Annotated in this window: 10 protein-coding genes; 3 read left to right on the plus strand and 7 right to left on the minus strand. The window is 60.2% G+C overall.

Going from position 1 to position 20,322, the window contains the following annotated elements:
- Position 1: 1 nt before the first annotated feature.
- Both Mal15_RS21475 and Mal15_RS21480 read right to left on the minus strand, forming a co-directional pair.
- Entirely contained in the window at positions 2-2,533 is a 2,532-nt protein-coding gene (locus tag Mal15_RS21475; RefSeq protein ID WP_147869649.1) for a PSD1 and planctomycete cytochrome C domain-containing protein, read from the minus strand.
- A gap of 122 nt (positions 2,534-2,655) precedes the next feature.
- On the minus strand, positions 2,656-6,186 hold the full coding sequence (locus Mal15_RS21480; protein WP_167546964.1) for a sulfatase-like hydrolase/transferase: 3,531 nt from the start codon (positions 6,184-6,186) through the stop codon (positions 2,656-2,658).
- 220 nt (positions 6,187-6,406) lie between these two features.
- Between Mal15_RS21480 and Mal15_RS21485 the strand changes: the two genes are divergently transcribed.
- The 3 genes from Mal15_RS21485 to Mal15_RS21495 all read left to right on the plus strand — a co-directional run bounded on the left by Mal15_RS21485 (position 6,407) and on the right by Mal15_RS21495 (position 11,173).
- Positions 6,407-8,743, plus strand: coding sequence for a PSD1 and planctomycete cytochrome C domain-containing protein (locus Mal15_RS21485; protein WP_147869651.1), 2,337 nt, complete (start codon positions 6,407-6,409; stop codon positions 8,741-8,743).
- A 16-nt stretch (positions 8,744-8,759) separates the two neighbouring features.
- A complete protein-coding gene (locus Mal15_RS21490) occupies positions 8,760-10,130 on the plus strand; it encodes a DUF1501 domain-containing protein (RefSeq protein WP_147869652.1) in 1,371 nt (456 codons plus the stop codon).
- 86 nt (positions 10,131-10,216) lie between these two features.
- A complete protein-coding gene (locus tag Mal15_RS21495) occupies positions 10,217-11,173 on the plus strand; it encodes a nucleoside hydrolase (RefSeq protein ID WP_233902940.1) in 957 nt (318 codons plus the stop codon).
- A gap of 319 nt (positions 11,174-11,492) precedes the next feature.
- On the opposite strand, the gene Mal15_RS21500 is transcribed toward Mal15_RS21495, so the two are convergent.
- From Mal15_RS21500 to Mal15_RS21520, 5 genes are all read right to left on the minus strand, one after another.
- Positions 11,493-11,672 carry a hypothetical protein gene (locus Mal15_RS21500; protein ID WP_147869654.1) on the minus strand — a complete coding sequence of 60 codons (180 nt, stop codon included), beginning with the start codon at positions 11,670-11,672 and terminating at the stop codon, positions 11,493-11,495.
- 48 nt (positions 11,673-11,720) lie between these two features.
- A complete protein-coding gene (locus Mal15_RS21505; protein WP_147869655.1) occupies positions 11,721-13,448 on the minus strand; it encodes an amidohydrolase in 1,728 nt (575 codons plus the stop codon).
- Positions 13,449-13,796: 348 nt separating this feature from the next.
- The gene (locus Mal15_RS21510; RefSeq protein WP_147869656.1) at positions 13,797-15,053 is read right to left on the minus strand and encodes a DUF790 family protein; all 1,257 of its coding nucleotides are present in this window, start codon (positions 15,051-15,053) and stop codon (positions 13,797-13,799) included.
- Entirely contained in the window at positions 15,050-16,483 is a 1,434-nt protein-coding gene (locus tag Mal15_RS21515) for a DEAD/DEAH box helicase (protein ID WP_147869657.1), read from the minus strand. Before Mal15_RS21515 ends, Mal15_RS21510 begins: the two co-directional genes overlap by 4 nt.
- Complete coding sequence (locus tag Mal15_RS21520) at positions 16,480-20,316, minus strand: M56 family metallopeptidase (RefSeq protein WP_147869658.1); 3,837 nt, start codon at positions 20,314-20,316, stop codon at positions 16,480-16,482. Before Mal15_RS21520 ends, Mal15_RS21515 begins: the two co-directional genes overlap by 4 nt.
- Positions 20,317-20,322: the final 6 nt, after the last annotated feature.

Here is a 20,322-nt window from a genome sequence, read left to right on the forward strand (position 1 = left end):
GCTAGTCCACATATTGGAATTCGTTGCTCATCAACAACGCCTGGGCGATCAGCGGCCAAGGTGAATCGATGAAACGTGTTGGCGGGCGATCCGGATTCTGGAATCGTTTCTGGAACTCGACGAATTTCAACGTTCGGGTAATCTCCGCGGCATCGGGGTCGCGTCCCAGCGTCATTTGGAACAAGGACACCACTTTTTGACGGTCGTCCTTGGTTTGTGAAACTGCCGCCGACGATGCGATGGCCGCCGCCTGGTCGATCACCAACGGCGCGTTCATGGTAAACAGTGCTTGCGGGGCGACGATACTTTCACCCCGCGCGGGTTGCGTCTGCACGGGGGCGGGGAAGTCGAACGCCCGCAGCGTCGGATCCAGATTGAATCGATTGATGAATCCATAGATCGCCCGGCGGCGGGTGTAGTCGCCGTCCCAAAGTCGTCCGGGATGACCACCGATCCGTCGATCCAATTGACCGGCGACCAGCAGCATGCTGTCCCGAATCGCTTCGATCGACAGATGCTTTCGATTGGAACGCCACAGCCATCGGTTCTCAGGATCCGCCGCCTGCCCGGCGTCGCGTGAGCGGCTGGATTGTTGATAGGTCTGCGACGTCACGATCCGGCGCACCAGGTGTTTGACCGACCAGCCGTGACGCATGAAGTCGTCGGCCAGCCAATCCAGCAATTCGGGGTGCGTCGGCCGACTGCCTTGCAAGCCGAAATCCGACGGCGTGGCGACCAGATGGGAACCGATCAAGTGCCCCCAGACGCGATTGACGAACACGCGGGCGGTCAAGGGATTGTCGGCCGATGCGATCTTTTCGGCCAGTTCCAACCGGCCGCTGCTGTCGGCGGGAAATGCGCCCTGCTGCGGATCCAGAATCTTCAAGAATCGTCGCGGCACCGCGTCGCCGCGGGCCGAGGCATCGCCGCGGATGAAGACATAAGATTCCGGAGGACGCTTTCGGTCGGCCAGGACCATCGCCCGCGCCGGCGCGCCGGGGTGAAACGTCAGCAATTCGGCCAACTCCGTCTCACGGATTTTTTGCGCGATCGATCGGTTATTGTTCTTGGCCTTTTTTCCTGCCGCACCGTTGACCTTGGCATCGATGGCGGCTCGTTTCTTTTGATAATCGGCCGTTTCGGACGGCGTCGGTCGATACGATGCCAGCACGGGTTGTTTCGTTTCATCCAACGGATCGACGCGTGCAGCGGCGGCAAACACGCCACGTAACGAGTAGTAGTCCGCGGTCGGGACGGGTTCGAATTTGTGATCGTGACAACGGGCACACGCCGCCGTGATTCCCATCAGCCCGCGCGTCGTGACGTCGATCCAATCGTCCAACGCTTCCGCTTGCGCCCGGCTGGAATACGGACCGGATGCATAGAACCCGAGTGCCGCCATTTCGGGTGCGTCGGCCGCGAATCCCATCAAGTCCGCCGCCATTTGCTCTTTCAAGAATTGATCAAACGGCTTGTCATCGTTCAATGATCGGACAACGTAATCGCGATAGGAAAACGCGAACGGGTGGTAGTGTGGCGTGCGGGTGTCGGGGCGATAATTGTTGTCGGTGTCGCCGTAGCGAACGACGTCTAACCACAGCCGCCCCAAATGTTGTCCGAACTCCGGTGAAGCGATCAGTCGATCGATCCACTGTCGCGTCACAGCGTCCCGGTCGATCTCCGCCGCTTCGACAAACGCGGTGATCTGGTCATACGTCGGCGGAAGCCCCGTCAGGTCATAGTGCAATCGGCGAAGGAGCGTCGCCGGATCGGCCGGCTCGGAGGGCACCAGAGCAACCTTGGCCAGCGAATCCGCAACGAAGTGATCGACCGCATGCCTTCCCAACTCGCCCAGACTTGATGGAGGCGACGGTACCGTGACGCGTGTGACGGGCTGGAACGCCCAATGATCGGCGGCTTGATCGAACAGGTACTCTTGGTCACCCAATCGAGAGAACTCGGTTTCGCCCATGTCATCGGCCGGACCGATCGCACCGCGCTGCACCCATTGTTCGAACAACGCGATCGCTTCGTCATCCAGCCGCTGGTCCGGTGGCATCTGCAGATTCGCGTCGTCATAACGGATCGCGGTCACCAACAGCGACGCGTCCGGTTGGCCGGGGACGACGGCCTTGTCGGTATCGCCGCCTTCGATCCATCCCGATCGGCGGTCCAACAGCAGTCCGCCTTGCTGCTCACCGGCCTCCTCGCTGTGACATTCGTAACAGTGCCGAACCAACAGCGGTCGAATCTTTTGCTCAAAGAATCGTACTTCCTCGGCCGACTCTTCGGCTCGCACTGATCCCGCAACCAGACCGCAAACGAGGGCGGCGAAGACACCGAAGGGGACAACGGCATGGCGACGTAAACGAGATTGCATCGACGATTCGGCGGTTGGGATGGCGAAGAATTCACCGTGGCGGGGGACCGCGAAGCGGCCGACTCCATTGTGATCGACCCGATCGGCACTGTCCAGGTTGATGGCCGGGTGGCTGGGTCGCACCCCAGGCGATGTTGGTGAAGACTTTGCCATCAATTATCGACCATTCGCCATGCCTCGCCTCTTCTTTTCGTTCTTTCCGGCGCGACAGTGCATCGTGGCGGCGGGGAGAGGTAGGAAGATTTTTTGGGTAGGAAAAGTCCGAGAGCAAGTGCTCACCAACCTCCCGGCTGCTCGGTGGCTGTCTGTTGAGTATCGGCATACCAGGCCTTCAGCCGTTCCAGCATGTCGGCCGCACGCTCCGGATGCATCGCCGAAAGATCGGTTTGCTCAGCCGGGTCACGATCGAGTCGATAGAGTGCGACGGTTTCGTTGTCGAAACTGCCCGGCGCCGCGTTCGGATGCTGGACAACCAGCTTCCAGGGTCCGTCGCGCATCGCTTCGCTGCGTCCGCCGCGGTTGCTGAGTGATGCCCAGAACAACGGCCGCGGCGGTAACGCGTCGCGGCCCAACAGCAACGGCGACAGATCGATGCCGTCCAAGGGGTTCGGCGGAGCGGTTTTCACGCCGGCAAGTGCCAGCAGCGTCGGCATCACGTCCAGTGTGATCGCGGGCACGTCGCTCTGGCTGCCCGGCCGGATCTGGCCCGGCCACCAGGCGATGAACGGCACCTTGTGACCGCCTTCGTAGACCGTCCCCTTTCCGCCTCGCAAATCCTCGCTGCCGCTGGGGAAGTCATTCGAGGCGCCGTTGTCGGAAAAGAACAGCACCAACGTGTTGCGATCCAACCCCAGTTGCACCAAAGTCTCGCGAATCCGCCCCACGCCCTCGTCGATCGGCAGCGTGATACCACGGAACTTTTCAATCCGCTCGGCATCGCTTTTGGGCTTCCATCGTTTCCAGCCTTCCGACTCCGTCCGCCGCACCGGGTCACCGCGAACTTGCACCGGGTTGTGAATCGCCAAGTGAGACACATACAAACAGAACGGCTTGTCGCGATTCTGCTCGATAAAGTCGATGCTGTAACGGTTGATCAAGTCCGTCGCATAGCCCTCCTCATGCGTCTCCGTTTTGCCGTGCCACCAGTCGTGCTTGTTGTGGTCACCCACGTGGCTGACGAAGTCGATGTTACCGCTGTGGTAGCCGAAGAATTCATCGAAGCCGTGGTTTTGGGGATGGTAGTCGTCGGAGTTGTGGGGATAACCCTGATGCCACTTGCCAACGATTCCGGTGGTGTAGCCGGCGTTTTTCAGCGTTTCGGCGAAGGTCGTTTCGGAGAGGTTCAGTCCCTTTCGATGCTCGGGATGATCCGCCACCGGATGGATCACCGCTTCGATTCCTGATCGCTGCTGATAACGTCCGGTCAACAGTCCGGCACGTGTCGGGGAACAAACCGTGCCGGAGGAATGAAAGTCGGTCATCCGCATCCCTTCGGCGGCAAGCCGATCGATTTGCGGCGTCTTGAAAGATGGATTGCCGAAACAACTGACGCCCGCGTAGCCCATGTCGTCGACCATGATGACGACGAAGTTGGGCTTGGAAGACGTCTGGGCCGGCAAACCGGTCGCGGCCGACGACGATCGCACCAATGCCGCGTCGATCGCGGACATCAGATCGTCGTGGTTGCGGTGCCATTGAAACCGCGCGGAATCAACGCCGATTCGCTGCACTTGATCCGCGATCGGAAGTACTGGTGAAACGACATCGATTGGTCCGGGCCCGCACAGCGACAACAATCCGTCGACGCCCAGGTACTTGACCGCGCCGGGGACAAACATCGGATCGTCTTGTCGCTCGAGTGAGGAGAAACGAAACTCCTGCAAGTCGATGAAGGTCCGCGCAATCGCGTCGCCGGATTGACTGCGTGCGGCCGCCGCGATGGCACCCGCTTCGGACCCGATGCCGACCAGATGAATGTCTCCACCCGCGGGCGACGAGGCATGCTTGATGACGGACAAGACGTCATGGACGCGTTGCACAAACAGCGGATGATTGTAGCCATAGGTGTAACCGGAAAAACGATGCCAGGCCAGTTCACCGCCTCGTTGGTACCACATTCGCTGCGCATCCAGATGCTGGTCACCGGAGAGAAACTCGCCCTGTCCGATGAGGTCGGCGGAAATGACGGTGTATCCCGCGCGAGCCATCTCTGCGACGACCGGTCGAACGGAACCACCGTCGAATAGCCCCTGTTTGCCCTGATCGGTGATCCACACCACCGTTCCTTTTTTGCCGGAGCGATTGATTGTTACGATCGGCAATTGCTCGTCTGCATGATCGACCAGTCCCAGCGTCACCGAGAGGCCGTCCAATTGCACTTCCTTGGTTTTGTCGAAGGACGTCGATTGAACCTGGTCCAGCCGCCGCGCGAGAATCGTCTCCCAGGCACCGCCGACGATGCGACGGTATTCGGCGAGTTGGTCTTTCGTCGTCGGAATCAACCCGTCCATCTGCTGCTGCGAATCCAGCGTCGCGAGCTTCACGATCCGGACTTCATGTGCATCACCCACGGCGTCTCCGGCGGGCGCCGGATGATCGTCCGTCCAGACCGTGGCTTCGGATCGCGACAGCGGAACGTAGTCGCGTTCCAAAATCGGTTCGCCGAACCCGAGTTTGAAGTGCCGATTGAAAAACGCGTACATGACTGTGCGGTTGACATGGTTGTAGTTGTGTTTGAAGTGCACGTTGAAGGCCGCGGTCAGTCGATCGCTGTGTCCGAGATCCGTGTACAGTTCGCGCAATTCGGGATAGCCTATGGTTTCCAATTCGACCGTCCAGTCGTCGGCGGCGGTCAACCCCAGCGGTCGCGGCGCGATGGCCGCGGCGAGATCAATGTTGCCTTGATCGATCCGCATGTACGGTGCATTCTCACACGTGCACCCGCCCTGCATCGAAGTGGACACCATCACGCACGGCATGGCCGCGGTGATCCGCTCATCGATCGCGGCCAAAATCATCGATTGCGTCCCCCCGCCACTCGCCCCGGTCACGCCGATGCGGGTCGGATCGGTGTCGTCCAGCGTCATCATGAAGTCAACGGCGCGGACCGAGTTCCAGGTTTGCAGGCCCATCATGTTTTGTAATCGCAGGTCGGCTTGCGCGCTGAAGAACCCCCAATCCGTCTTGCGATCCAGATGAGCGGCTCGATCCGGACGATGGCCGATCTGGATCGAATCGGCGTTACCGGTCATGTCATAGACGAACACCAAACAACCCATGCGCGCCAACTGGACCGCGCGGGCTTGGATCGGATAACGTCCGCCGACTTCAAAGCGTTCAGCGCCGCTGGCCAGATCGGCGCGAATCTGAGCTTCACCTGCGTCATAGAACCGGCCGTCCTGCCAGTGCCCGTGCGGAGACAGGATTGCCGGAAACGGCCCCGATTTGCCTTTCGGTCGATACAGGCTGCCGGTCACATAGTGTCCCGGGATCGATTCAAAGTACACGCGGTCCACCACGTAGTCGTCACGCTCGACGCGTCCGTGCACGACGGCGTTCAGGTCGCTCTTGCTGGGCATCGGCCAAAGCCCCTGGGACAGCAGAATTCGCCGCCGGATCTCAGCCCGACGCATCGGCCAGTCGTGCGGATCTGCGATTTGCTTGAACGGAAAGTCGCTGTTCAAGGTGCGCAGTTCGGCCAATCGTCCGTCGGCCGGACGCTGTCCCTCGGGCAACGTCCGAAGGTCATTTGCGGATGCAGCGATCGCGCAGGCCAGCCACATCAGACACATCAGGGAAGATCGCATGTTCAGATTCGCAAGCGGCGGGGAAAGGGGCGGGGATCGATGCACCAGCATAGTAGCGGATCGAACCAACCGCATCAGCCGCCGCGCGAAAGCGCCTCGCCGACCCAGATCGCTACGGGCTTTGCCGAACCCTCCGATGAATCACGAGACACTTCAATCGTGACAAAAAAATCGAGTAGAATGATCGTCCCGCCTTTCTCCCCGCCTTCCAAGACCCACCATGAACTGCATAGCGAAACCTCTGTTCGTTCTGCTTGGCCTTTCGGCATGCACGGTTCTCGGCCCCACCGAATCGACCGCTGGCGAGTACGATACCTTTGAACGCAAGGTCCGCCCGTTGTTGGTCGAGCATTGCTATGAGTGCCATTCGGCCCAGGCCAAGACGCTGCACGGTGGATTGCGACTGGACACGGCCGAAGACGTCCGGCGGGGTGGCGATAGCGGTGAAGTTGTCGTCGCCGGAAAGCCCGACGAAAGCTTGCTGATCGAAACCCTGCGTTACGACGGTGACATCCAAATGCCGCCCGCGGGAAAACTGTCCCCGGCGGATCTGGCCACGCTGACCCGTTGGGTTCAACGGGGAGCCGCCTTTCCGCCGTCCGAGCAAACCGAACAGGCCCATCGCGGCGCGATCGACTTTGACGAAGGCAAGCGGTTTTGGTCGTTTCAGCCTGCGGTGCGACAACCGCTGCCCGACGTCTCCGGATCGGATTGGCCGCAAACACGATTGGACCGGTTCCTGCTTGCGGCGATGCAGCAGCACGGATTGACTCCCGCCCCTCAAGCCGACCGCACGACGCTGATCCGGCGCCTGTGCTTTGACGTCACCGGATTGCCGCCGACACCCGCCATGGTACGTGACTTCGTCGACGACGCGTCCCCCGACGCCTACCGACGGTTGGTCGACCGGTTGTTGGAATCACCCCAGTACGGTGAAAAGTGGGGGCGGTGGTGGCTGGACATGGCACGTTACACCGATCGCACGGCGAGCTGGTTGTACCAGACCGGACAATCGCACTTCTATCGTGATTGGGTCGTCGGTGCGCTCAATCGGGACATGCCTTATGACGAATTCGTTCGCCGACAACTGGCCACCGATCTGATGACAGAAACCGGCCCCCGCGATCTGCCCGCGCTCGGCTTTATCAGCCTTAGCCCGACCTATTGGAAAGAGTTGAAGTTGCCCTGCGAGATCATCAAAGTGATCGTCGCCGACGAATGGGAAGAACGCGTCGATGCCGTCTCGCGGACCTTCCTGGGGCTGACGGTGGCCTGTGCCCGATGCCATGACCACAAATTTGATCCGATCAGCACCGAAGATTACTACGCATTGGCCGGTGTGTTCGCCAGTTGCCGCCAGGTCGAACGACCGCTGGTTTCCGAAGCGGAATATGAACCCGTTCGCGTCGCCCGCCAGCAGGTGGAAAGCCTGGAGGCGGAGCTCGCGAAACGGAAAGGTGAAAATCCGCTGCCGAGTGAGAAGATTGCCGAACTGGAGAACCGAATCGATTCGATCAAGAGGTCCACGCCTCAGTACGACATGCCGATGGCCAACGCGCTTGCCGAGGAGTCGATGTTTGTCGTTCGCGCGGGAAAGACACCCCAAGAAGGAACAAAACTGGAGTATCGAAACCAACCGCGAGACCTGCCGGCGTTCATTCGGGGCAACCCGAATCGCCCCGGACCGATCGTTCCACGCCGTTTCCTGACCGTACTGGCGAAGAATCCCCAGCCGTATCAAAACGGCAGTGGACGATTGGAGTTGGCCGATTCAATCTTTACCGATGCGGCGCCCCTGGCGGCGCGGGTGATCGTCAATCGCATCTGGATGGCACATTTCGGACAGGGACTGGTCGACACGCCCAGCAACTTCGGCACCCAGGGCGGACGGCCGACGCACCCCGAATTGTTGGACGATCTGGCCGCCCGATTCATCGAATCCGCCTGGTCAATGAAACAGCTTCATCGCCAGATCCTGCTCTCGGCCGCCTGGCAACAATCCTCGCTGGCGGACCAGGATTCCTTGGATCGTGATCCGGAAAACCGCTGGCTGTCGCGGATGAATCAGCGGCGTTTGAATTTCGAAGAATGGCGGGACTTGATGCTCACAGCAAGCGGCGAGTTGTCTTTGGACATGGGCGGACCATCGATCGATCTGGACGCCGCAAACAATCATCGGCGGACACTTTACGCGACCGTCCACCGCCGCGACATGTCGCCGACCCTGATGGTTCACGATTTCCCCGATCCGACCCAGCACAGTCCCAAACGCACGCCAACCATCACGGCCTTGCAGGGGCTGTTTGCCCTTAACGGACCGCTGCTGCTGAAACAATCGCAATCGGTCGCAGAAAAACTGGATCACCGTGCCCCCGGCGATCATCTCACCCAGATCGAACAACTTTACTGGCGGCTCTTTTCACGATCTCCCAGCGATCAAGAGATCCAAATCGGAAGGACGTTTCTGCGGGCGCCCCACGCTGATGAACCAATCACGCGGTTGCAACAATACGTGCACGCACTGCTGGCTTCCAACGAAGCGATGTTCGTTGATTAACGGGATTATTTAAGTGATGCAAAACGAAAAGACATCATCGATCGATCGACGACAACTGTTGCGGAACCTCGGCGGCGGGATGGGAATGCTGGGCGCAGCGCAATTGCTCGCGTCCGACCAAGCTGGTCGCTTTGGAACACACTTTCCCGCAAAAGCGAAACGTGTGATCCATTTGTTCATGAACGGCGGCCCGTACCAGGGCGATCTGTTCGATCCCAAGCCGGCGCTCGAAAAGTATGCCGGGACTCGTCCTCCCGGCGCTGACCTTTTGACCGAACGTCCCACCGGCGGATTGTTGCCGTCACCGTTTCGGTTTCGCCGCTGCGGTGAAAGCGGCGTTCCGGTCAGCGAGCTGCTGCCCCAGCTCAGTCGCCACATCGACGAGATCTGCGTGCTTCGATCGCTCCACGCCGACAACCCCAACCACGGGCCGGCGCTGTTGCAAATGAACAACGGCACCATCACGCCGACGCGGCCCAGTATGGGCGCCTGGTTCCTGTACGGTCTGGGCAGCGAAAACACAAACCTGCCCGGTTATGTGGTGTTGTGCCCGGGACGCCCGGTGCGTTTTTCGATCCTTTGGAACAGCGCGTTTTTGCCTTCGCAGTACCAGGGGACTTACATCAACCATTCCAAGATCGAACCGGACAACATGCTGCCCCATCTGCGCAACACGCGTTGGGATCGCGCGACGCAGCGTGAGCAATTGGACTTGCTGCAGCAACTTAACGCCCAACAGACGGCCGCGCGTCGCGACCGTTCAATGCTGGATGCCCGCATCGAATCGATGGAAACCGCGTTTCGCATGCAGTTCGAAGGCAGCGAGGCGTTTGATTTGGATCGCGAAACCCAGCAGACGCGAACCGCGTACGGGAAAGGGCATTTCGCCAACGGATGTCTGTTGGCGCGGCGGTTGGTCGAGCGGGGCGTCCGTTTCGTGCAAGTCTACTACGGCAATGGCCAGCCCTGGGACACACACAGCGGACACGACGACACGGTACCCAAGTTGTGCAGGAACATCGACCAGCCGATCGCCGCGCTGATCGCCGACCTCAAGGCGCGCGGGATGTTGGAAGACACGTTGATCGTGTGGGGCGGAGAATTCGGACGCACCCCGACGTCGGAAAACGGCAACGGCCGCGATCACAATCATCACGGCTTTTCGATGTGGATGGCCGGCGGCGGCGTCAAAGGCGGCATGACGTACGGTGAGACCGATGATTTTGGTTTTCGAGCAATGGTCGACAAGATGCACGTGCATGACCTGCACGCCACGATCTTACACTTGCTGGGACTCGATCACGAGCGATTGACCTACCGTCACGCCGGCCGCGACTTCCGCCTGACCGATGTTCACGGCCGCGTCGTCGGCGAGATCATCGCCTGACGAGCCGTCGTTCCCCCGTTCCTGATCTGATCCATTTTGAATCTTAGGCGTCAAGCATGAGAAAGCTTTTGGCTCTTCTGAGTCTTATGATGTTACCGTTCGCCGCCACCGTTGCTGCGGATCCCGTCCCGATCATCTTCGACACCGACATGGCCGGGGACTGTGACGACGCGGGCGCCCTGGCTGTTTTGAACGCGTTGGCGGATCGTGGCGAGGCACAGATTCTGGCGGTTGTGACCAATCGCAAGTGCACCGCCGGCGTCTCCGGAGGTGCCTGCGACGCGATCAACACGTTCTACGGTCGCCCAGACATTCCGATCGGGACCGACAAAGACGGCGCGAAGTTTCCTTGGAACAAGCCCAGCACCTACACGCCGGCACTGTTTGAGGACTTTCCGCACGACAGTCCGGTCGACACCGAATTGCCCGACGCGCTTGAGGTTTACCGGAAAACCTTGGCCGCCGCACCCGATGGTTCCGTCGTGATTTGCAGCGTCGGGGCGCTCAGCAATCTGGAAGACCTGCTCAATTCCCCTGCCGATGAACACAGCCCGCGGACGGGGATCGAACTGATCGAGACCAAGGTCCGGCAGACGGTCATCATGGGTGGGGAGTTCCCGCGGTCCTCCAAGCCGGAAACCAACGTTCGGCTGGACCCACCCGCATCGGTCGCCGTCGTGCACGAGTGGCCTGGACCGATCCTTTGGCAGGGGTTCGAAATCGGCAACGCGCTGCACTGCGGAGCGAAACTTCAGAACGCGTCGGGTAACAACCCCGTCCGACGGGCTTTCCAGCTGAGGCCCTATCTGGGCGGCTTTGCGATCGATCACGGCAAACCGGCGCATGATCAGGCCGCCGTTTTGCTGGCCGTGCGAGGGATCGAACCGGAACTTTGGACCGTCAGCGGGAACGGTCGCGTCGTCGTCGATTCCGACGGGCACACCCAGTGGCACTCTGCCCCGCAGATGCAGCATCGCTACGTGTCCATCAAAGGCCGACCGGATCGGCTGGTGAATATTATCGACGAATTGATGATGAAGTGATCAAACGCACCATTGCTTCACGGGAGTGATGGCGATTCGCAGCGGCGACGACTCAAACGCTGACAATAGCGGAAAGGAAAGCAACCACGAAAGATGACCGGGATTCTCCGCGACTGGGCGGGCGGTAGAACAGGACACGAATTAGAAGGGGACGGGGTCAAAAAATGGGGTGGTCAAAAAATGGTGCCGGCTGGTTTCGGATATTTTGACCACTCCATTTTTTGCCCCCTTCTCATCACGATCGGGACGTCGCATGAATTCGCTTTACCTCAACGGTCGTGGCGCCCGCTTGAATTGTGTCGTGACCCCGTCGGAGCGGCTACTCTTCCTCGAGCGCTTCGCCGAAGTGCTTCATCACGAAGCCGCCGGCCAGCTCGGCGAGCGATGACCAGTTGGATCCGGTCAGGTTGACATCAAAAAGGCCGGAGGCGCCGGCGTCGATGACCGCGAATCCGATCAGCCCGATCCCCGCCCACGCAATCGTCTTTGCCAGCCACATCGGAATGACCATCGGCGCTCTCTTAAACTGTAGTTGAAGGTGGGGCGATCAGGGTTGGGACTGATAGACCGGCCGGCCGTCCAGCCACGTGGACTCGACCAGCGCGTCGCGGATTTCGTCGTCGCTGCACCTCAACAGGTCGCGGTCGACGACGACAAAGTCGGCTCGTTTGCCGACCTCCAGCGATCCGATCTCGTCTTCGGCCCGCATCAACCAAGCGTTGTTGATCGTGTAGAAGCGGATCATCTGCTCGCGCGTCAGCGCTTGCTCGCGGTGGATCGGTTCGTCGTGCCATCGCGCAGTACGGGTGACGGCAACCCACATGCCCAGAAACGGATTGTACGGGTTCACGCTGCGCAGCGATCCGATCTTCTGCATGTGGTCGCTGCCGCCTCCGGCGACCACGCCGGCGGCGAATAGACTGCGTAGCGGAATGAAGTGCGTTAAACGCTCGCTGCCGAACTGGGCGACCAAGGTTCGGGCGTCCAGGTACAACCACGCCGGTTGCAGATCCACTCCCACGCCCAACTTCGCCGCACCCGCGATCGCTTTGGGGCTCATGAAACTGCTGTGCGTGATCGACGAACGCGTCGGCCCGATCGGGATCTCTTGATCAACCCGTGCATAGGCATCAACAAGTGCTTCGACGGCGGCATCGCCCTGGCAATGCGCCGTGAACGCCAACCCGCGGCTTGCACACCTCCGAACGAGTTGTTCCAACCGATCATCATCGATGAACTGCATGCCCCGGTACCGCGAATCGACGATCCCGTAGATCGTGCTGGTTCCCCAGGGACGCGTGAAGTAGGCGCTGCCGGTCAACATCCCGCCGTCTTCAAAAACTTTTACGCCGATCACGCCGAGCCGGGGATCGGGTTGCTTGAACAATGGGTCGGCGGTGATCTCGTCGAGGCGTTGGTCGATTTGCGTAAGATCATCGCCCGGCGAAAGCGAACGCGACAGTCGCACCCGTGTCGTCAAGCGGTTTGCTTCCAAGAGTCGCGCATACTGGGCTCGGGCCGAATCGCTGCAATTGCGATCGATGATCCCCGTGATCCCCCAGCGGTTGTAGTCCTCGAGCAGCTCGACCAGACGATCATCGCGTTCGTCTTGCGACAATGATTTTCGGCTCTTGTCCGAACGGGTTTTGAAGATCGAGGAGGACCGCCGGATCACGCCGCTCGGTTCGCCGCTGGCGGGATCCACCGCGACTTGGTCGGGATGCTTTGCGGCAAAGGCTCTGTCGATCCCGTTTTCGGCCAGTGCCAGCGAGTTGGCGCTGCCGTCGGGCCCGGTGCGGAACCAGACGGGGTGCTCGGGGGCGACCGAATCCAGTTCCGCGCGGGTGGGGAATCGCTGTTCTCGCAGTCGGGTGATGAAGACTTGCTGCAGCACAATCCACTCGCCTTTAGGAACCACGGCGGCTCGAGCACGTACATAGCTCAAGACGTCGTCGATCGTTTCCATCGGCGGGATTTCGTGGTCCGCTTCGTATTGGCTGGCACCGGTGGGATGGACATGTGAGTCGATCAGGCCGGGCAAGACCATGCGGCCGTCCAGGTCGACGATCTGCGTTTGTTGGTCGATCTGCGGCGCGATCTGTTCGTCGGTTCCCAGGGCGACGATCCGCCCGTCGTGGACCGCCATCGCCTGGACGATGCGGAACTGCGGATCGACGGTCACGATCTTGCCGCCGCGCAGGACCAGGTCGGCGGCAGGAACCAGGGCGGTGGGGATGCACCAGGTTAAAGCGGCGATGGCAAGACGAAGATGCATCGATGGGGCTCGTGGGGTGGCGGGGGAGGGACTGGGGATTGGGTGGTCAAAAAATGGGGTGGTCAAAAAATGGGGTGGTCAAAGAATTGGGGTGGTCAAAGAATTGGGGGCGTGGATGGGGCGTGGGATGCAGATGATGATCGGTAAGAAGATTTTTGGGGTAAGAAAATATTGGAACGCATGCTCCAGTCGGATGCACCAATTTTCCTACCTTCGAAATCTTCCTACCCCTTCAGCTGATCGACGTGCCCGGTCGGGGCGATGGGATTTGTGGGAGGGGAGGCAGAATGATTCGGGGCAGAATGATGGGGGCAGAATGATGGGGCAAGATGATGGGGGAAGGCAGTGTCATTCGTCGATCGCGTCGATCCAGGACTGTGGCTTGGTATGTTTGTCGAAGCCGATGATCGGTAGCTGCAGGTCGGCGAAGCGTTGCCGCAGGTCGCGTTCCTGCTGTTTTGCGACGATCAGCAACCATCGGGTCGTCTCGACGGGGCGTGAATCGGTGGGCGGCACGCTAGCGAATTCCTTCAGCCGGCGACTCTTCTCCTCGAGGTACTCCGGCGTCCAAAAGCCGATGACTTCGACGTAGACCAGCAGATTGCGTTGCTGGTTGTATAGCGAAAAGTCGGGCGTCATGACGGATTGGCCACGGACGAGCAACTGTGACTCACGTTGCCAAATCCAACCGTCGACCGGCGTCTTCTGCCAGGCGGCATCGACCTCTGCTTCTAAGGATGAATCGAAGGCGTCCGGGGCAGTGAGCGAGCTGGTCAATCCGTCGGCCGGCGAGAGTTCCATCCGGAATCGTTGCTTCCTCGGTCCCAGGATTTCGGCCGTCAGGTGCCAGCCTTTTAAGGCGAGTAGCTTGTCGGCCAGAGTCGCGAACCGGACGCCGTAGCGAGTCGATTGACGGAGCGCCGTTTGCGGTCCGTCGAAGATGAATCGGTAGCGGGGATGTTTGGCCGAGGAAACCAGATCGATGCGATGCATCAGTCCGGCCAGTTTGGCGTGACGGACGATCGTCTTGAAATCATCGCTTGCATCGACGCGAACGCGAGTCGCGCGATACAGCGCCGCTTGGGTTTGGGCGACGTTGTAGGCGGACAGCAGTTGCGCCGGTGTCAGCGAGGTTTCGAATGACTCCAGTCGCTGCAACTCCAACACGTCGCTGAACAGATCTGCCTCGATCTCGGGCCAGGGACGGCCGACAGTTTCGGCCAGTTCGCTGCGGACCTGGTGCATTTCGTTGTCAAAGATCCCTTCGCGATACTCCACGATCGGATGGCGGTCGGCGGCGAAGTCGAACACTTGGCGTCTTAGTTGCAAGGCCGCTTTTCGGTCGGAGTGGTATTCGGATTGATCGTCCAGCAACTTGCAGAATGCGGCGATGCGACGCGGAGGGCATCCGGGCAATCGATTCAAACAGGTCTCGATCCGCCCGTGCAGCGTCTGTCGCGCGCTGCCGATTCCGTCACGATAGATGCGCAACATTTGTTTCGCAGTCGGCAAGTAATCGGCGTCGGTGCCGCGGTGCAGACGGTCCGGGCGGACGATCATCCGCTGAAAGTCGTACTCGACGATGCTGTGTTCGCTGCGGATCATCGCTTTTGCCGGTAGGCTTCGTTTCGGCGGCGATCACGGCTCCGGGTGACTTCGCGGGTGTCTTCGACGACGACTTCATACAGTTTGGCGCGTCGGCCACCGGTTCCCTTTCGCAGCACACGCCCGAGTCGCTGGACGGCCTGACGCTGACTGGAGAGTCCGCCCAGTACGATCGCCGTTTTGACTTCCGGCAAATCGACGCCTTCGTCCAAGACGCGATTGGCGACCAGCACACGGTAACGCCCCTCGGCAAACCCCTGCAACCACTGCCGGCGTTCTTTCTTTCCGCAGTGGGAAAGCAGGCACGGCACCAGGAACCGCGTCGAGATCTTTCGCGCCATCACGTTCGACCCCGTGAACACGATCACCGATTCGTCGCAGTGAAGTCGAAACAGGTCTTCCAGCATCCGCAATTTGGCGTCGGCGTGTTCTTCGATTTGACGTTTCAGTCGAAAGGCCCGCATCGCGATGACGGCGTCGCGGGCGCGGTCGGGTTCTTGCTTTGTCGCGGCGGAAAGGGCGTAGGTGTCATCCCACTTGAACTGTGGATCGAACTCCCGCTGTTGGTAAACGAACGTTTGAATCTGCCGGGAGTAGTCTCGGTAGCGTTGTTGTTCATCATCGGTCAAACGGACGGCGATGCGGTGAACGCTGTAATCGGCCAATGATTTTCCAGACGCTTCGGCGATCGATTGTTGGTACAGCGTCGGACCGACCAGCTGTTGCAGCCTCTCGGTGCGCTGGTCGTCACCGGGAAGCGTCGCGGTCAGTCCCAACCGGATCGCTGCGATCGACATCCGCGCGGCGTCGCTGCGCCAGGGGCCGGCCAGATGATGCACTTCGTCAAAGACGATCATTTGGAAACGGTCGCCGATCCGCGGCATGTGGATTGCGGCGCTGTCATAGGTTGTCACGCTGATCGGGCTGACGCGGTGCACGCCGTCGCCGATCAGCCCGGCATCGATGCCCGTCGCTTCCAGGATCTTGGCGTGCCATTGGTACATCAAATCACGAACCGGAACGACCACCAGCGTGCTGCACTGACATCGAATCATCAGCTCGATCGCCACGACCGTCTTGCCGGTACCGGTGGGCATCACGACCAATCCCCGACGCCCGCCGTCTTCGAACGCCTTGACCGCTTGTTGCTGATCGCCGCGGAGCGTCACCTGTCGCAGATCGTTGACCGCCAACGACCGAAACTCCGCCGCCCCCGCATCACGTCCGACCCGCCAATCAAACCGACCGGCCAACGAGTGTTCCAGCCCCTGCCGGATCGCATCGGCGTGCATCGCATCGGCTCGATAGCAATCCTCGCGTTCATCCCAAACCAGCGGGACGTCCGTAAGGGCCTTTTCTACAAATCTCGCCGACAAACCGAACAGCCGCACCGTCCCCTGATGAAAATCGACGTGCGGCCTGAGACTCATTTCAACTTATCCAAATCGAACCGCCACACTTGCTTTTCCGCGCCAACAACAAACGCAAATCCATCATTCGTGACAAGTTTATAGGATTCGCCCTGCCAACGGGCACTGGATTCTGGCAACGTACCGATGAATTGAACGCGACCGTTGGCGCGATCGAGTCGCATCAACCGGTGGTCGAGGCAGACAGTGACAACGGAGTTTTCAGTCGTATCGCTCGAGTACGAAAAACCGAGCGAATTAACGATCGACCAGCGTTTCACCCCCGTTGCCTTATCGACACAGATCATCGCGCCGGGATCATTTAGGCTCCGCTGCGAACAAGCGACGACGACGCTGTCGCCGTTGTCGATCACATGATGGGGCCAGACTCGGTCGGCGGCAACGAAAACATCGGCACAGTCGTATTTCCACACGGGCATTCCCGTCGCCAGATCGACCGCGTTCAAATGGCCGTCGCGGGTTCCAAAGTAGCACCGTTGTCCGCTGCAATGTAGATTGCCGAAGCTGCAGCCACCAAGAGGTAGCTTCCATGCGGGGGTCTCCGACCCGGAGTCAAAACAGACCAGCACGCCGACTCCGGTATAGTCGTCAGCTTCATAGTCGGTTGTCACAAGGACGAGTGTCTTGTCGCCGTGTACAGCTACCGCCACATACTGCGCGACCCCATCGCCATCGATGGGAGATGCCGCGACTCGGCGCCCAGAATTTTGGTCCAGGCTGAACAACTGCTTCACGCCGGCAACACAGACGTTGTCGCCCTGGATCTGCGGATGACTATTTCCACATCCCTCAATCCGTTTTTCCCAAATCAACTTGCCCGAGTTTGTGTCCACAGCATGGAGCCAGCTTTGCCCTCTCGCGAAGCTGGTGAAAAAGACCTTGCCGGCAGCCACCACGGGACTGGAATCGACCCGCTGCAGGTCTTCTATCTTCCACTTCAACTGACCGGTCGTCTTGTCGAGGCAATAGAAATTGCCGTCGCAAGCACCGAAGTACATGGATTCCTGATCAAAACAGGGTGTCGAGAAGACCTTGTCTGCCGCCATGAAGATGACGCCACCCGCCGCTGGGGCAATCACATTGGATGTTGCAGGAATGTCGACCGGTTGCTTCGACTTGATCACCGGGTAGAGCTTGGGCCCCTCCGGCGTGACGGCCTGCAATTCAACTCCCTCACGGACTTCACCCTCGGCAACGTCGACGACGACGGAGGAACCGTTTTCCGCATCCGCGGCGGCCAGCCAGAAGGGTGAGACTTGGATGGAGTGCTTGCCGGGACGCAAGCCGCCAAGCTCGAACGTTCCATCGGGGCGGACTTCGACCGTCGGATCGTAGTAGCGATTGCCACGCAAATCGGCGGGGTGGGCGCGGACTTGGCGTGGCGGCGCCTCGTCGTCGATCGATGTGACTTTGCCCCGAACGGTTGCGCCGCGGGTGAGCGTGAAATCATAGTCGGCGATCGTTTGCCCCGGACGTGTGGTCAGCGGGTCGCGGGCGACTGCGCCCCACTTTCGCCACTTGCTGTATTCGCCGTCAAACGCCATCAAGTTGTATTGGAATGCGTTGCCTGCGGGCATCACGACGGTGTAAGAACCGTCGGCTTCCGTGGTCGCACTGAAACGCGTGTCGCCGGTCAGGGAATTGCCGCTGCCGGTCTTGGCCGGTGCCACCGTCGCGCCGGCACGTGGATTTCCATCCGGGTCGTAGACGTGACCGCTGAATTTGACCCCGGCCTCGATAAAAATCTCCACCGGTTGCATGCCGGGTGAGAGGTCAAACGTCAGGTCATCGAAGTTTCGTTGGAACTGCTCCGGCTTCAGCTGGAGTTGCTGCCATGGATGTTTGGCTTGCGGCGACCACCAGCGCCCGAGCGGACCGTTGCGGTGAAACTTCATTCCGCGATACTCGATCGGGTCCCCGGCACCGACAGAGAAGTTAAATTCACCGGGCAACAGGCCTTCGATCACGAGTCGTCCGTCGTCATCAGATGTGCCCTGGAATTGTTTCAATGGGAAATTCCAAAGAACCAGCCCGGTAAACGGCTCACCGCTGACGGCATCTTTGACGATCGCTTCGAAGCGAACTCCGGGGGCAAGTTGAATGGATTTTTTCAGTGCCTGGCCGTGTTGGACGTCCAAGGCTTCTGTTCTAGCAACCCCGAGTGGGCTGGCGATGGTAATCTCGTAACGATCGGGATGCACGTACAAGCGATACTTGCCGGATTCGTCCGTGGTGGTTTCCGTGGGGACTTCGCCGATCAGCACGCCGTCGCCCTTGATATCCTTTTGCACGCCACGAACGGTCACGCCGGCCGCCGGAGATCCGCCGGCTGCGGTGACGCTGCCTTCGATGAAGGTCGTCTTGTCCAGCGTGACAATCAAGTCGCTGACTCCGACCGGTTGCTGTGCGACGTAGTGCGGTGAATAGCCCGGTTTCATCCAACGCACTTCGACCTTCGAGCGTCCGTTGTCACTTTCGGGGCGAAATCGAAACACACCGTCCTCATCCGTCGTGGTTTCGTCACCGGGGTGCCAGCTCCAGGCATCGACGGTCACCCCCGGCAGCGGATTGCCCTCGGCGTCGACAACGATCCCTGCCAACTCGGTCGGTTCGATGTCGCGAGGCATGACGCGACTCAACTCGTCACCGAGTTTTGGTGTGGTTGCGTCGGGCGTTTGGGGGGCAGCGAGGATGGCATTGAGCGTCGATCCGAACAGGGCACCGGCCAGCAACAAGACGGCCAGCAAGCTTGCTCCATCGGCCAAGCGTTGCGAGCGGACTGGCGTGGCGTTGGTGCGGCCGAGCAACCGCTCCAACCGAATTCGCAATTGTGACCGCGACGAAATCGATGAAACGGCAGCTAGTGCGGGGGGCCGACCGTGCGCGAGTGACGCGCGGCTGAGCGTTGCGACGTCAATCAACGTTTCCGCGTACTGATTCGGATCGATTCCGTCGCGGACGACCGCCGCGTCACAGGACAGCTCGCGATACAATCGCACCTGACGTGATAACCACCAGACCAAGGGATGATAGAAGAGCAGGGTTTCGACGACGCCTTGCAGAAAGTTGACCAACGCATCGTACCGGCGCAGGTGTGTGAACTCGTGCCGCAGGACATGTTCAATCTGGTCGATCGAAACCCCATTGGTGAGGGCGACAGGCAGCAAAACCGCAGGCCGCAAAATCCCCACGACGGTGGGTACCACGGTTTGTCGGCACCACATCACCACCGGTGGCTTCGGCAACCTCATTTTCGCGGCAATGCGATCGATCACTCGCACCACGGCGGGATCGGTCACGGCTGAAGCACGGCGCCGCATTCGCCGACAAAGCCAGTAGCCTCTGGTCAGTCGTAGCATGAACCCCACGACCCCAGCCAGATAGGCGATCGATACGTACGTCGCCCAAGCATCGGCGGCAAAACGCTCGGTATCCCCTGTTGTCGCAGCCGCTGGTGCGGGGGCTGCATCCGGCATGCCTGTCGCCACCCTCGGTGCGGGCGCCTCACTCGACGGATCGGTGCCGGTGTCCGCGGGCACGTTGATCATCGAAACGCCGGAGGATTCTGGGAGATTGCCGCCGGATTTAACCAGCGCAGTCGCGGCGGCATTCGGGGGTGCTTGACGTGTGTCGACCAGCCAGAACGCGACGGCGAACAGCGGCAACGTGCAACCCAGCATCATGACGCTGCAGCGGTATCGTGCCTCCACCGAGTTCACGTCGATCAACCGGAGACCGAGTGTGAACAACGCCGCGGGGATGCAGGCGATCCAGAGGAAGTGCACCAATGCAAGCCCCAGACGGAGCTGAAGATCGTGGTCGAAAAACATCATTCTGGT

The organism is Stieleria maiorica (assembly GCF_008035925.1).
Classification (GTDB): domain Bacteria; phylum Planctomycetota; class Planctomycetia; order Pirellulales; family Pirellulaceae; genus Stieleria; species Stieleria maiorica.

What these genes read in the sequence shown, in the direction of transcription:
- Mal15_RS21475 (WP_147869649.1), bottom strand. Translation starts at nt 2,533, where the DNA reads ATGGCAAAGTCTTCACCAACATCGCCTGGGGTGCGACCCAGCCACCCG.
- Mal15_RS21480 (WP_167546964.1), bottom strand. Translation starts at nt 6,186, where the DNA reads ATGCGATCTTCCCTGATGTGTCTGATGTGGCTGGCCTGCGCGATCGCT.
- Mal15_RS21485 (WP_147869651.1), top strand. Translation starts at nt 6,407, where the DNA reads ATGAACTGCATAGCGAAACCTCTGTTCGTTCTGCTTGGCCTTTCGGCA.
- Mal15_RS21490 (WP_147869652.1), top strand. Translation starts at nt 8,760, where the DNA reads ATGCAAAACGAAAAGACATCATCGATCGATCGACGACAACTGTTGCGG.
- Mal15_RS21495 (WP_233902940.1), top strand. Translation starts at nt 10,217, where the DNA reads ATGATGTTACCGTTCGCCGCCACCGTTGCTGCGGATCCCGTCCCGATC.
- Mal15_RS21500 (WP_147869654.1), bottom strand. Translation starts at nt 11,672, where the DNA reads ATGTGGCTGGCAAAGACGATTGCGTGGGCGGGGATCGGGCTGATCGGA.
- Mal15_RS21505 (WP_147869655.1), bottom strand. Translation starts at nt 13,448, where the DNA reads ATGCATCTTCGTCTTGCCATCGCCGCTTTAACCTGGTGCATCCCCACC.
- Mal15_RS21510 (WP_147869656.1), bottom strand. Translation starts at nt 15,053, where the DNA reads ATGATCCGCAGCGAACACAGCATCGTCGAGTACGACTTTCAGCGGATG.
- Mal15_RS21515 (WP_147869657.1), bottom strand. Translation starts at nt 16,483, where the DNA reads ATGAGTCTCAGGCCGCACGTCGATTTTCATCAGGGGACGGTGCGGCTG.
- Mal15_RS21520 (WP_147869658.1), bottom strand. Translation starts at nt 20,316, where the DNA reads ATGATGTTTTTCGACCACGATCTTCAGCTCCGTCTGGGGCTTGCATTG.